This is a genomic window from Prevotella sp. khp7 (assembly GCF_900109055.1).
GTDB lineage: Bacteria > Bacteroidota > Bacteroidia > Bacteroidales > Bacteroidaceae > Prevotella.
Genome location: NZ_FOIV01000002.1, coordinates 838,723 through 853,413, shown reverse-complemented (window position 1 = coordinate 853,413; position 14,691 = coordinate 838,723). Strand labels below are relative to the sequence as shown.

Below are 14,691 nucleotides of genomic sequence, written 5' to 3'. Positions count from 1 at the left end.
TGGATACGCGTTACTCACCCGTGCGCCGGTCGCCATCAACAAAAGCAAGCTTTCGTTATGCTGCCCCTCGACTTGCATGTGTTAAGCCTGTAGCTAGCGTTCATCCTGAGCCAGGATCAAACTCTTCATTGTATAAATTATATCTTCGATATTTTCTACAAGAGAAAATAATCATTATCTGTCTCAGAACGACTATCCAAATTCAAGAAATTGAAACGGTTCGTTTCTTTCTACCCAAGAGCATCTCTGCTCTCGCTTCTTGTACTACTTCTGTCTATGTAAATCTTTCAAAGAACTCTTTCTTTTTGCCTGCTTACAGAGGTCGTTTCCTCGTTAGCGGGTGCAAAGGTAAGAAGAATTTTCGAACCGGCAAAACTTTTCAGAAGAAATTTTCGATTTTTATGCGATTATTTTCAGCCTCTTGATAAATGTCAAGGCAAAAAACAACGCTCACCTTATTATATATTATATAAGGCGAGAGCACAACGAAGGAATCACACAACCGGAAGGGCACTACGGGCAAACTCCGACTTTACTACGAGGAAACCGCCACTTTACTACGGGGGAAACCAAACTCTACTACGAAAAAGATAAGACCCGTTCCTGACAGAAGCATATCGAGCGGCTGTAAACAAACAGCCGTGATATTGACAAAGATAGCCTCTTTGTTTGCAATTTAGTCTAAATTGGTGAGCAATTTAATCTATTTTGCAGAGCAATTTAGTCTAAATTGCTGGGAACGATAAGTATCGTCACAACCAGACAGAACAACTTTACCATAAACAGCACTTATATCTGTCAGCGAGAGACCTTACCGCTGGCAAGGAATTATCCTACGATAAAAAGCTGGAATAAATGCAAAAAAACCAATTATTTGTATTTAAATTCCAAGAAAATGCGTACCTTTGCACCTTATTAATATAAGGAACAAGAAGTATGTCGACAATATTACATATAGAAACCAGTACGGACGTTTGCTCCGTTGCTGTATCGGAAGACTCGCAGGTTATCTTTCAGCAAGAAGACCACAGCGGTCCGAACCACGCAGAGCGCCTGGGGACGATGGTTGACGAGGCACTCTCGTTTACCGACAACCACGCCATTCCCTTTGACGCCGTGGCTGTGAGTTGCGGTCCGGGCTCATACACTGGTTTGCGCATCGGCGTTTCGATGGCCAAGGGCATCTGCTATGGCAGAAACCTGAAGCTGATAGCCGTGCCTACTCTGGAGCTGCTCTGTGTGCCTGTGTTGCTACGCGAGATGGTAGAAGAAGACGCGTTGCTTTGTCCGATGCTTGACGCCAGGAGGATGGAAGTCTATGCAGGCATCTACGACCGAGGCCTGAAGCCCATCAGAGAGATTGGCGCCGACATTGTGGATGGTGAGACTTACAAGGAGTATCTTGACCAGCATCCAGTTTATTTCTTCGGTAATGGTGCCAAGAAATGTATGGAGGCGATCAACCACCCCAACGCTCACCTGATAGAAGGTATTGAACCCTTGGCCAAGTGGATGCAGCCCTTGGCAGAAAAGAGACTCTTGAACGACCAGACGGAGGATGTGGCCTATTTCGCGCCTTACTACCTGAAGGACTTTGTGGCAAAGATGCCAAAAAACCTCTTAAACGTGTAAATAATGAATAACAATATGGATATCAAAGGATTAGATTACAACACGCAGCGCGAGAAGCTCATCATGCCAGAGTATGGCCGCGAGATTCAGAAGATGATTGCCTACGCCTGCGAGCTGCCCACAAAGGAAGAGCGCCTGAAATGCGCTCAGGCAATTATAAAGCAGATGGAGACCAGGAATCCCCAACTGAAAGATAATGCCAACTATGAGCAGACACTTTGGGACCATCTCTACCTGATGAGTCATCGGGAGCTGGAGATTGACTGGCCCTATGACATCTCAGGGGCAGACAAGATTCTCTCGAAGCCTCAGCCTATGAAACTGCCGAAGGACCGTGTAAGACTGCGCCACTATGGCAGACTCATAGAGGAACTGTTTGAGAAGCTGAAGACCATGCCCGAGGGTGAGGAGCGCGACGCTCTGACTTTCTACACAGCCAACCAGATGAAGCGCGACCTGGCTACCTGGGGACACGGTTCGATGGATGACGAGCGCGTGGCCAGCGACCTGGCGCATTTCACCAACGGCATCATCCAGCTCGACCTCAACAACTTCAAGTTTGAGAAGATTTCGGCCGACGACGGCAAGAAGAGTAAGAAAAAGAAATAAACGGAAGAATGGCATCATTCATCATTGAAGGCGGGCATCTGCTATCAGGAACCATCACACCGCAGGGAGCCAAGAACGAGGCCCTGCAGGTGATTTGTGCCTCGCTGCTGACAGAGGAGAAAGTGACCATCAACAACATTCCCGATATCCGCGACGTGAACAATCTGATTCAGTTGCTACGCGATATCGGCGTGAAGGTTTCTTCTGAAGGCTCGGGCACCTACACTTTCCAAGCCGACGAGTTGAAGCTCGATTATCTGGAGAGCGACGAGTTTGTCAAGAAGTGCGCAGCATTACGCGGTAGCGTCTTGATGATTGGTCCGCTGCTGGCACGCATGGGCAAAGCCGTCATCACGAAACCCGGTGGCGACAAGATAGGCCGCCGCAGACTCGACACCCACTTCTTAGGTTTCGAGAAACTGGGTGCCAAGTTCACTCGCATACCTGGTCGTGACGTCTACGAGATAGCGGCCAAACGCCTGAAGGGCACTTATATGTTACTCGACGAGGCATCTGTCACAGGTACGGCCAACATCGTGATGGCAGCGGTCTTTGCCAAAGGTACGACCACCATCTACAATGCGGCCTGTGAACCTTATCTCCAGCAGCTCTGTCATCTGCTGAACCAGATGGGAGCCAACATCAGCGGCATAGGTTCAAACCTGCTGAACATTGTAGGCGTAGACCGACTTCACGGGGCAGAGCACAGGATTCTTCCCGACATGATTGAAGTAGGCTCGTTTATCGGCATGGCAGCCATGTGTGGCGACGGCATCCGTATCAAGAACGTTTCGGTAAAAGACCTTGGCATCATTCCCGATGCATTCCGCCGTCTGGGAGTAAAGATCAAGGTTGAGAATGACGATCTGGTGATTCCGCGCCAGAAGCATTATGAGATACAATCGTTTATCGACGGTACTATCATGACTCTGGCTGATGCGCCCTGGCCTGGTCTGACCCCCGACTTGCTATCAGTGCTCATCGTTGTGGCTACGCAGGCTCGCGGCAGCGTGCTGTTCCACCAAAAGATGTTTGAGAGCAGACTGTTCTTTGTCGACAAGCTGATTGACATGGGCGCCCAGATTATTCTCTGCGATCCGCATCGAGCCGTAGTCGTAGGCCACGATCGTAAGATAACCCTTCGCGGCGGTCGCATGTCGAGCCCGGACATCCGTGCAGGTATTGCCCTGCTGATTGCCGCTATGAGTGCCACAGGAACCAGCCGTATCGACAATATCGAGCAGATAGACCGTGGTTACGAGAACATTGAGAGTCGCCTGAATGCGCTTGGTGCAAAGATTACCAGAAGTGAATAATGATCAGAAGAGAAGAAGTATATAAGATAGGTAAGCTGGGCAAGGCGCACGGTGTGAAGGGAGAGATCAGCTTTCTCTTCGATGACGATGTGTTCGACCGTGTGGATGCCGACTACCTGATTCTCGACATCGACAGCATCCTCGTACCCTTCTTTATTGAAGAGTATCGCTTCAAGAGCGACAGCAATGCCCTGATAAAGTTTGAGGGTATGGACACACAGGAACAAGTAAGAGAATTGACGGGCTGCGATGTCTACTTCCCACGCGAGTTGGCTGATGAAGACAGCGACTCCCTCTCATGGTCGGCCCTTGTGGGTTACGAGCTCATAGAGGCGAATACAGGAAACACCATAGGCAAGATAGCCTCTATCGACGATGCCACCATCAACATTCTCTTCGAACTGGAAGACGGCCGTCTGATTCCAGCTTCAGAAGAACTCATTACCAATGTAGATACAAAGAAACATCAAATAGAAATAGAATTGCCGGAAGGCATTTTGGAATTATGAAGAAGCAAATAGCCATACTCGGTTCTACCGGGTCTATTGGAACACAAGCCCTCGAAGTGATCGAGGAACATTCAGACCTGTACGAAGTGTACTGTCTGACAGCTAACAATAAAGTACAACTGCTGGCAGAGCAGGCTCATAAGTTCAAGCCCGCCGCCATCGTCATTGCTAACGAGCAGCGTTATGACGAACTGAAGTCGCTGATGAGCGACATGCCCGACGTGAAGGTATATGCTGGCGCTAAGGCGCTCGACGAGATAGTAGAGGCAGGTCCTATCGACATGGTGCTCACTGCCATGGTAGGTTTTTCCGGTCTCAACCCCACCATCCACGCTATCAAGGCAGGCAAGACCATTTGTCTGGCCAACAAGGAAACACTGGTTGTTGCAGGTGAACTTATTCTGCAATTGGCCCAGCAGTACCACACCCCCATTCTTCCCGTTGACAGCGAGCACTCTGCTATCTTCCAGAGTCTTGTCGGTGAAGACCAGAACCCTATTGAGAAGATTCTGCTCACAGCCTCAGGCGGTCCGTTCCGTCTGAAGTCGATGGAAGAGATTGCCCATGTGACCAAAGCCGACGCCCTACGCCATCCCACATGGGACATGGGTGCCAAGATAACCATCGACTCGGCTTCGATGATGAACAAGGGTTTCGAGGTGATTGAGGCCAAATGGCTCTTTGGCGTTGAAGCCAACCAGATTCAGGTATTGGTTCACCCACAGTCGATTGTTCATAGTGCCGTACAATTCCAAGATGGCAGCGTGAAAGCTCAGTTGGGTGTGCCCGACATGCGCCTGCCCATTCAGTACGCTTTCTCATTCCCCCAGCGTCTGCACCTGAGCGGTGAGCGTCTCGACCTCTTCAAGGCCCAGCACCTGGAATTCTTCGAACCCGACTTGAACAAGTTCCGTTGTCTGGCTCTCGCCTTCGAGGCTATCAACAAGGGCGGTAACATGCCTTGTATCGTAAACGCCGCAAACGAAATCGTGAACCGCGGCTTTTTGGAAGACAAGTGTGGTTTCCTGCAGATGGGCGACATCATAGCCGAGACCATGCAGCGTGCTACGTTTGATAAGAATCCATCTTACGAAACGTACATAGCCACCGATGCCGAGGCCCGCCGTATTGCAACCGAACTAATGAATAAGTAATAATAAGAATAAGGTAAAAGGATTATGGATATATTTCTGATTCGTCTATTGCAGTTCATGCTGGCAATAGGACTTTTAGTACTGCTCCATGAGGGCGGTCATTTCTTCTTTGCCAAGCTTTTTGGCATCCGTGTCGATAAGTTCTATCTTTTCTTCGACCCTAGCATCTGGAAGTGGGACGGTTCTATCTTTAAATGGAAGCCCAAAAACAGCACTACGCAATACGGTATGGGTTGGTTGCCTTTGGGCGGCTACTGTAAGATTGCCGGTATGATCGACGAGAGTTTTGATACCGATCAGATGAAGCAGCCCGTACAGTCTTGGGAGTTCCGTGCCAAACCAGCCTGGCAGCGACTGCTGGTCATGATTGGCGGTGTACTTGTTAACTTCCTACTGGCCTTGTTCATCTACTCAATGATTCTTTTCTACTGGGGCGACACCTATATCCCAGTCAAGGATATGACTCTAGGTATGAAGTTCAATGCCGAGGCTAAAGCATTAGGTTTCCAAGATGGTGATATCCTCCTTGGCACCGACAAAGGCACCTTCAAGGACTTCTCAGCAGACCTCTATCGCGACCTCTCAGAAGCCAAGCGTGTCGACTTGGTTCGCGACGGCCAACAGATGAGCCTGAGTCTGCCTGGCGACATCAACCTGCTTGGTATGATGAAGGCAGAGCCTTCGTTTGTGCGTCCGCTCGTTCCCGCTGAGGTTGACAGTGTGATGGCCGACTCCCCCGCAGCCTCTATGGGATTACAGAAAGGTGACAAGATTATAGCCATCAACGATACACCTATCGACAGCTATAACGAATTTACTGATCAACTTGGTATTCTCGAGGACATGATGGCTGCAGCCAAGACACAGGCCGATAGTATGAAGGTGCGCACTGCAACTATCGTTTATGAACGTAACGAAGCAAGAGACACTGCTACAGTCACACTTACATCAGAGTTGAAGCTCGGCTTCTTCGTTAAGAGCCTGGCTGGTCTTTACGAGCCCTACACCCGTGAATATGGTTTCTTAGAGAGCATCCCCGCTGGCATCAAGTACGGCTGGAATGTGCTGGCAGGCTATGTTGGCGACATGAAGTATGTCTTCACCGCCGATGGTGCCAAATCAATTGGCGGTTTCGGAGCTATTGGCAGCCTCTTCCCTCCAGTATGGGACTGGTATCTTTTCTGGAAGATGACAGCGTTCCTCTCTATTATTTTGGCCTTCATGAACATTCTGCCTATCCCCGCTCTTGACGGCGGCCATGTATTGTTCCTGATTTATGAGATGATTACACGCCGCAAGCCCTCAGAGACATTCATGATCCGCGCCGAGTACTTCGGCTTCGGTCTCCTGATACTCCTGATGGTCGTGGCAAACCTCAATGATATCCTACGCTGGTTAGGTTATATGTAATCAAAACGTGATGCGCCATATACTGTTTTTCATCCTTCTGTTCCTTGGTTGCCCCAATAGCTGGTCGGCAACCCAACATTCAAACGTCATCCAGAGGTTGGAAAATAGTCTTGAACATAAGGCAGATTATGTAAAAGCAAAAGAGACTCGTATTGCCGACATCCGTCAGCAACTAGCAGATGTCAGCAATACGCTCTCTCTATATCAACTCTATCACCAATTATACGACGAATACAAGTCGTATAAATACGATTCAGCACATCTCTATGCACAAAAGAGTCTAGAAACCGCTATTGCCCTGAGAAAGAAGGATTATATCATCGAGGCAAAATGCGCAGTGGCATTCTGTCTGTCGTCGGCAGGTCTATACAAGGAAGCTTTCGAAACACTCGAGAGTATTGATATCAAGGAGGCTTCAACCGACTATCGCAAGAAGTTCTTCTGGATGGCAAGTCGTCTGAACTACGATATGGCCGACTTTAACCACTCCATGCCCTATCAGAAAAAATATGTAACCCAAGGAGGCATATACACCGACTCATTGCTGAGATATCTCACACCGCAATCGTCCGACTGGCTCTATGCCGTAGCTATGAGACAGATGAAGGAGTACCACTACGATCAAAGTATCGAGACATTCAAATCGCTATGGAAAGATTCTCTTCTCGATCCCCATATCAAAGCCATCGTGTCGTCCTGTCTAGGGTGGATTAGTATCTCCCAGAAAGAACGCGAAGCAGCCAAAGACTATCTGGCTCAGGCCGCTATCTACGATAACGAGACTGCCACCAAAGAGACCACAGCCCTTTGCGTATTGGCCGAGATGCTATACGAAGACGGAGATATTGAACGCGCCACCCGCTTTGTCCAGGAGTCGATGAACGATGCCAACTTCTACGATGCCCGCCAGAGAAAGATTCAGATAGGTAATATCCTGCCGATTATCGAGCAAGACAGATACAACATCATCAAGAACGAACGAAATGCCATCACAACAGCCCTTATCGTAGCTCTGCTAGCCGTTGTCTGCTTGCTCATTGCCACCTACATTATCTGGAAACAGATTAAGAAACTCAAAGAGGCCCGTAAGACCATTGTTGATAGGAATACGGAACTCCAACTGACCAATGCCCAACTCTCAGAAGCAAATGCCATCAAAAATGAGTATATCGGCAAAACCTTCTATATCAATGCCCAATATATTAATAAGGTGGAGAAACTCTATAAGACCTTAGACCGCAAGATTGTCACCCGACAATATGAAAACCTACAGACATCGCTGAAAGAATCAGAGTTGATGGCTGATCGCAAGAACATGTTCAATGGTTTTGATGAGACCTTCCTTAAACTATTTCCTCATTTTATAAGTGAGTACAACAAACTTTTCGATGAGAAAGACCAAAAGATGCCAGACAACGAGAAGTCACTTACCACCGAGATGCGTATCTTTGCATTAATACGTCTGGGTATCACCGACAGTGATAGCATTGCCAGTTTCCTCGACTACTCCGTTCATACCATTAATACCTACAAAACCCGCGTTAAAAACAAATCTATCGTGGATAATGATGAGTTTGAGCAACGGATCATGGCCATTTAACTTCATATTTCTTTAATACAAATCTAATATTATAAAAATATTAAATAGCTCATATTCAACTACTTAACTTTTTTACCGCTTTTTTTTCATAATACAATCCATAATATTTAATACCTTCAGTTCTCATTTGTCGTAATTTTGCACCGACAATTTTTAACTAAGTTCATTCACTCTAAAAACTTAAAAGAAATGAGAACAGAAAAAAGATTAATCAGAGCATTCGCCTTAACAGTAGCAACGCTTCCGATGCTGATGTTGTCGTCATGCAGCACCATGGAGGACGGTTCCTATGTAGACCCAATCAAACTCACAGAGAAGGTTGGTGGCAACTGGATGCTCAACTCCATCACACAAGTAGATGAGACAAGCGGCAACGAGATGGCGCTAACGAATCTACTTGGTTTCGACACATTCTGTATCAACCTGTCAGAAGGTGGGCAGTTTTCCGTAACAGGAAATGCGCCCAAACTACTCCCCACCACAGGCACATGGGAGTTAGACAACAATTATGTAAAATCAACAGGCGAGGCAACCCAGTTACTTCTTAAAGGCAGTGAAGGAAACGTAAAATTGACCATTACCAGCACACCTGGTGCTACCCCTGAACTAGGTTTCCAATTATCACGAACCTCAGAAGGCAAATCTTTCCTATCCTATAAATACTCACTATCACCCGTTGAATAAAATAAAAATGCTATTATGAAAAAGAATTGCATCAAGAATATCATACTATTGACAGGTTTTCTACTTGCATCAATGGCAGGAACAGCACAAACTATTGACCATGGTGGTCCTCAGAGAATGTGGACTATACCAGCCGTTTTCTCGGTTGACGAAGAAGTAACCTTCTATTTCGACATGAACGATGCCGGCTTTAAGGAAGGTGTCGACCTCTATCTCTGGTGTTGGAATCCCTCAGAGCCTGATGCTGGCAATTGGGAGAACTCATCCGACTTTGCCAAACTGACCTATCAGGGCGACAACATCTATACGATGACGATGGTCCCCACGAAATACTTCTCAAGCGGTGCTTCGAGCATGAGCGAGCAAGAAGTGTACAACTATTGCCAGACAGCCGACTGGCCAGGATTCTGGTGCCGACTGAAAACGAAGGATGGAAGCGAAGAAAGCGATGTTTTCCAAGCACCAGACTCCCGTTCTGAGTGGACCGACTTTGCTGAATCAGGCCAGGATGTCAAATTCTATAGCGGCATCAAGGCACAGGGATTCAAGGAACTCTTCACGTTGAACGATCCTCTGACGGTAGTATTCAATGGCGACCTGTTTACCATTGGCGGACGCACCATGAACGAGGTGGCTCAGGATGCCGATTTCATCCAGTTTGGAACCCATGCAGGTTTGAACGACTGGGAGGTTCAGCAACAACTGAACACCTGGCGCCCCAAGTGCTTGGAGAAAGTAAAAGTGAAGCAGCTGACCAATGGCTACTGGGTATGGAATATTGGTGTACCAGGCGATTATTTTGCCACCAACCCTGGTGATGGCGATGAGATTCTCCCCACCATTCTGGCCGATGCCGACACCCGTTCTGCTTATGAACTGGAGAATATCTGCTACCTCGTAGTCAAGGTTCAGCCCAATGGCGAAGGTAATCCTGACTGGGGTCCTAATAGTGGTGACAAGAGTCAGAAGGCAGGTGCTGCAGTTCCCTATCCAGATCCTGTATTCGGTATCTTCCCCACCAAGTTCACGCCGAAAGATATCATCACGCTGACACGACAGTACAATGAGCGCAATGCTGGCGAATTGAAGTATATCATCAGGGCAGGCAGCAAGACATTAACAGGTGAGATTCCAGGCGTTCGTGACAAACGAACAGTCACCCTGAACCTGACTGATGAGTTTAGTGGCATGACTGCTTCAGAAATCGAGATTGAGATACAGAAAGAAGACGGAACACCTGTAGAAAAGAGAATCATACAAGTGCCCACAGAGGATTAATTGCAAAAAAAAGAGAATCATATGAAACGATATCTATTTATGATTGTGACAGCCTTATTAATGGTCTGCCACAGTGCAAAAGCACAGAATATAACGGTCAACGGCAAAGTCGTTGACAACAATCAAGAGCCCCTCATTGGTGCCACCATCAGAGTGGTAGGACAGTCGGCAGCTGGCGTCATCACCAATGCCGAAGGCCAATTCTCCATCAACTGCGCCAAAAGCAGCACGCTCGAAATCTCATACGTAGGCTATCTCACTCAGCAGGTCAAGGCTGCACAGAACATGCAGATTGTTCTGCAGGAGGATGCCAAAGTTCTTGATGAGACCATCGTCGTAGGTATCGGTTATGGTACCATGCGCAAAAGCGACCTGACGGGTTCTATCGCATCGGTCAGTGCCAAGGATATGAAACAAGGCGTCATCACCTCAACAGAGCAGCTGCTGCAAGGTAAGGTGGCAGGTCTGAGCATCGTACAGTCGTCAGGTGCGCCTGAGGCTGGTGCCAGCATCCGCCTACGTGGTGGTACCTCACTCTCTGCCTCCAACGGTCCACTGGTTGTCATCGATGGTATTGCTGGTGCCGATATCAACTCGGTTCAGCCTACAGAAATTGTATCGATGGATATTCTGAAGGATGCCTCAGCCGCAGCCATCTATGGTAGCCGTGGTGCCAATGGTGTCATCATCGTCACCACCAATCGTCAGGGCGGTGATGTAGAACAGAGCTCTATTCAGTACAACGGCTATGTTGCCTTTGCACAGGCAGCATCCAAGCTCGATTTGCTCTCAGCCAATCAGTGGCGCAGTTATGTCCGTAGCAACAACGTACTCAATGCCAACGATTTTGGTGCCGATGTGGATTATCAGGACGAGCTGCTCCGCACAGCTATCTCCCACTCGCATAATATCTCTTTCAGCAACTCGAAGAAACAGAGCGGCTATCGTGCGTCAGTCACCTATAACAACAATCAGGGTGTCATTGAGCGTAGCAACATGAACCGTTTGGCTGGCTCACTGACAGCCTATCAGATTGGTTGGCAGGGGCGTCTGCGTCTGGACGAAGGCATCAATGCCAACTTCGACAGCTGGCACCCCATCGACACACGTATCTTTGAACGCATGACCAATGTCAACCCCACCTTCCCCGTCCATAATCCTGACGGTTCGTTTGCACAGCTGGCAGGTCTGAACACAGAGAATCCTGTAGAGCTGAACAGCAATCGCAGTGACGACCAGAAGCGTCATCGTTTCCTCGCCTACCTCAAAGCCGAGCTCGACATTATCGATGGTTTGAAGTACACCGTTAACGGCTCGTACGAACAGAATTCCACAAAGGGAGGCATCTACAAGCCTACCTATGCCCGATTGGAAGGACAGAGCATGAACGGCTGGGGACAGCGCACCTATGCCGACTACACCAACAAGCAGTTGGAGACCTATCTGACTTACGGCAAACAGTTTGCAGACATCCATCACCTCAACCTGATGGCAGGTTATTCCTATCTGAATAATATCTACGAAGGATTCGGTTCTACCCGTTCCGGCTTTGATACCGATGCCTTCCTGTATAACAACCTGGCAGCAGGTACTGATTACAAGCAGGGGGATGTCTATAGTTACAAAGGCGAGGCAACCCTGATCTCGTTCTTCGGACGTGTGAACTATACCCTCGACAACAAATACATGCTGACAGCCACCCTGCGTCGCGATGGTAGCTCACGATTCGGAGATAACCACAAGTGGGGTACCTTCCCATCTGTTTCACTGGCATGGCGCATCAGCAACGAGCCGTTCATGGAGAGCAGCAAGTCGTGGCTCGACAATCTGAAACTCCGCGCAGGCTTTGGTATCACTGGTAACCAGGATGGTATCGGCGAATACAAGTCGCTGGCCACCATCGGCATTGCCGGTATCACCAAGAATGCGACTACCGGGCTGTGGAAGAACACCTACGCCCAAAACCAGAACCCAAATCCCGACCTGAAGTGGGAGGAAACAGCCCAGTGGAATATCGGTATCGACTTCGCCATGTTCAACAAGCTGCATGGTAGTCTGGAGCTGTATTACAAGAAGACCAGCGACCTGCTGTGGACCTACCCTGTACCCCAGCCACCATACCCTTACGGCACTATGCTTGCCAACGTAGGCGACATGGAGAACAAAGGTTTCGAGCTGACCCTCGGCTATAACGTGATCCGCACCAAGGACTGGACAATCGACGTCAATGCATCAGCATCGTACAACAAGCAGGAGATTACCAAACTTTCTAACGACCAGTATGAGGCTGTAGGACTTCAGGCTGGTTCACTCCATGGCTTGAGCGGCATGTCGAACATGTATGCCCAGACCATACGCGAGGGCTACCCTGCAGGCGCTTTCTGGGGTCCCAAGTGTTTAGGTATCGATGCCGACGGCCACTACATTCTGAACACAGATGCCGATGGTAATCCTATCAATGAATATCTGGGATCAGCTCAGCCCAAGTGGAACGTTGGCTTGGCCATCAATGTGGCCTACCGAAACTTCGACCTGTCGGTTGCCGGCTATGGCATGTTCGGTCAGAAAATTCTCAATGCCACCCGCATGGTACTGTTCGACCCCAACCGTTTCCCCTCACAGAACGTGCTCGACGACTGCATGACCAGCGGTATTACAGAGGCCCCCAAATACTCTGATTACTTTATCGAGAACGGTTCTTTCTTCCGCTTGCAGAGCATCACCCTCGGCTACACGATGCCCAATCCTAAGGCATTAGGGCTCAGTCGGCTGCGCCTTTTTGTCACTGGCGAGAATCTGTTCTGCCTGACTGGTTACAAAGGGCTTGACCCCGAAGTACAGATTCCAGACAATGTACTCAACGACCCAGGTATCGATAAGTTCAATTCTTATCCTCGTCCACGTACCGTCTCTGTTGGTGTGAACGTAAGCTTCTAACATGAAACAAATAAAGATTCAAAACAATTATGAAAGCAAGATATATTATTTCTGCACTTTGTGCATCGGCTTTTGCACTGAGTGCATGTACAAACCTTGACGAGCATCTGTACGACAAACTGACGATAGATGATTTCAAGGGCGACAAGAGTTCTATTCTGGCCGAGTCGTTTGTCAACAGTGCCTACGCAACCCTGCGCGGCTATGGCTCTGGTACCGACGAGGGCAATGGCATCAACTGCTATCCTACCTGCGAATACGTATTCTTCACAGCCGAATGCGCCAGCGACGAGGCTTGTATCCCCACCCGTGGTTCCGACTGGTACGATGGTGGTCGCTATCAGGAACTGCAGTTCCACACCTGGACGTCCGATAATGATGGTGTCACCTCCATCTGGCGCTACAACTTCGTAGGCATCTCTAAGATCAATGCCGTATTGAGTCAGGTCGATCAGACAGAGATTCCTGCAGCCGCCAAGAAATCGGCCGAGGCCGAGCTCAGAGGTCTGCGCGCTTACTATTACTATAATCTGCTCGATAATTTCGGCAATGTGCCCATCATGAAGGACTTCAACACCAGCGAGCTACCCAAGAACGCTTCACGCCAGGAGGTATTCAACTTTGTTGAAAGCGAGTTAAAGGAGGTGCTGCCCTCGCTGCCTTCGGACATCATCTACGGACGCTTCACCCAGAATGTGGCCAACACGCTGCTGGCCCGTCTGTATCTCAATGCCGAGGTCTATACCGGTCAGGCCCGTTGGCAGGACTGTCTGAACGCCTGTGAGAAAGTGCAGGGCTATACCCTCGAAGGCACCTACAAGGCCAACTTCTATATCGAGAACGAGAAGTCGAAGGAGATTATCTTTGCCATCCAGTACGACCACGCCCAGGGCACCGTGGGCAACTATCTGGCTTCCATGTCGTATCACTACAACCAGAAGTACGCTTTCTCGCCTGATGGTAACTGGCAGTGGAGTGGCAATGGTATCTGTGGCCAACCAGGCCTCTACTCGTCGTTCGAAGAGGGCGATGTGCGTCGCAACTGCCTGATGATCGGTCAGCAGAAAAATGCCAAGGATGGCAGCAATGTACTGATGGAGAATGGCGAGCCTCTGAACTATACCGAGGATATCGAGAACTTCACCAATGCCAAGCAGAACGAAGGCGTACGTCTCGACAAGTATGAGTGGAGCGTGAACGACCAGTGGGAGCGCGACAACGACTGGGTGCTGATGCGCTATGCCGAGATTCTGATGATGCAGGCCGAGTGCTACTTCCGTCTGGGCGACACACAGACCGCTCTGAGCTATATCAACAGGGTGCGCGCCCGTGCCAATGTTGAGGGACTTACCAGTCTGACACTCGATGCCATCGACAATGAGTGGAAGCATGAGTTCGTATTCGAGGGTCTGCGCCGCAATGTAAACATCCGCTTCGGCACCTTCTTCAAGTCGTGGTGGAACAAGGAGGAAGACCCTGCCGATCATCACACAGGCCTTTTCCCCATCCCTCGTGTAGAAATGGAAAAGAACCCCAATCTGGTTCAGAACCCCGGCTATTAA

11 protein-coding genes and 1 rRNA gene are annotated in these 14,691 nt (G+C 48.9%); 11 read left to right on the top strand and 1 reads right to left on the bottom strand.

What is annotated here, in order from left to right:
* A 16S ribosomal RNA gene (locus BMX82_RS06915) occupies window positions 1-132 on the bottom strand; the annotation flags it as partial.
* Between the two features lie 804 nt (window positions 133-936).
* Here BMX82_RS06915 and tsaB point away from each other — a divergent pair.
* The 11 genes from tsaB (at window position 937) to BMX82_RS06860 (ending at window position 14,691) form a co-directional block, all read left to right on the top strand.
* A complete protein-coding gene (gene tsaB / locus BMX82_RS06910; RefSeq protein WP_091767227.1) occupies window positions 937-1,632 on the top strand; it encodes a tRNA (adenosine(37)-N6)-threonylcarbamoyltransferase complex dimerization subunit type 1 TsaB in 696 nt (231 codons plus the stop codon).
* Between the two features lie 15 nt (window positions 1,633-1,647).
* Complete coding sequence (locus BMX82_RS06905) at window positions 1,648-2,241, top strand: DUF4290 domain-containing protein (protein ID WP_036914448.1); 594 nt, start codon at window positions 1,648-1,650, stop codon at window positions 2,239-2,241.
* 8 nt (window positions 2,242-2,249) lie between these two features.
* A complete protein-coding gene (gene murA / locus BMX82_RS06900) occupies window positions 2,250-3,557 on the top strand; it encodes a UDP-N-acetylglucosamine 1-carboxyvinyltransferase (RefSeq protein WP_091767224.1) in 1,308 nt (435 codons plus the stop codon).
* Entirely contained in the window at window positions 3,557-4,066 is a 510-nt protein-coding gene (rimM, locus tag BMX82_RS06895) for a ribosome maturation factor RimM (RefSeq protein WP_091767221.1), read from the top strand. The genes murA and rimM overlap by 1 nt, the downstream gene beginning before the upstream one ends.
* Window positions 4,063-5,220, top strand: a complete 1,158-nt coding sequence (locus BMX82_RS06890; RefSeq protein ID WP_036913777.1) for a 1-deoxy-D-xylulose-5-phosphate reductoisomerase — start codon at window positions 4,063-4,065, stop codon at window positions 5,218-5,220. The genes rimM and BMX82_RS06890 overlap by 4 nt, the downstream gene beginning before the upstream one ends.
* A gap of 24 nt (window positions 5,221-5,244) precedes the next feature.
* Entirely contained in the window at window positions 5,245-6,630 is a 1,386-nt protein-coding gene (gene rseP / locus BMX82_RS06885) for an RIP metalloprotease RseP (protein WP_091767218.1), read from the top strand.
* A 10-nt stretch (window positions 6,631-6,640) separates the two neighbouring features.
* Window positions 6,641-8,230, top strand: a complete 1,590-nt coding sequence (locus tag BMX82_RS06880) for a DUF6377 domain-containing protein (protein ID WP_091767215.1) — start codon at window positions 6,641-6,643, stop codon at window positions 8,228-8,230.
* A gap of 189 nt (window positions 8,231-8,419) precedes the next feature.
* On the top strand, window positions 8,420-8,914 hold the full coding sequence (locus tag BMX82_RS06875) for a DUF5004 domain-containing protein (protein WP_091767341.1): 495 nt from the start codon (window positions 8,420-8,422) through the stop codon (window positions 8,912-8,914).
* Between the two features lie 15 nt (window positions 8,915-8,929).
* Window positions 8,930-10,192 (top strand): hypothetical protein, encoded by a 1,263-nt coding sequence (locus tag BMX82_RS06870; protein ID WP_255396564.1) that lies wholly within the window; start codon window positions 8,930-8,932, stop codon window positions 10,190-10,192.
* A gap of 21 nt (window positions 10,193-10,213) precedes the next feature.
* On the top strand, window positions 10,214-13,129 hold the full coding sequence (locus BMX82_RS06865; protein ID WP_255396563.1) for a SusC/RagA family TonB-linked outer membrane protein: 2,916 nt from the start codon (window positions 10,214-10,216) through the stop codon (window positions 13,127-13,129).
* A gap of 29 nt (window positions 13,130-13,158) precedes the next feature.
* On the top strand, window positions 13,159-14,691 hold the full coding sequence (locus BMX82_RS06860) for a RagB/SusD family nutrient uptake outer membrane protein (RefSeq protein WP_091767212.1): 1,533 nt from the start codon (window positions 13,159-13,161) through the stop codon (window positions 14,689-14,691).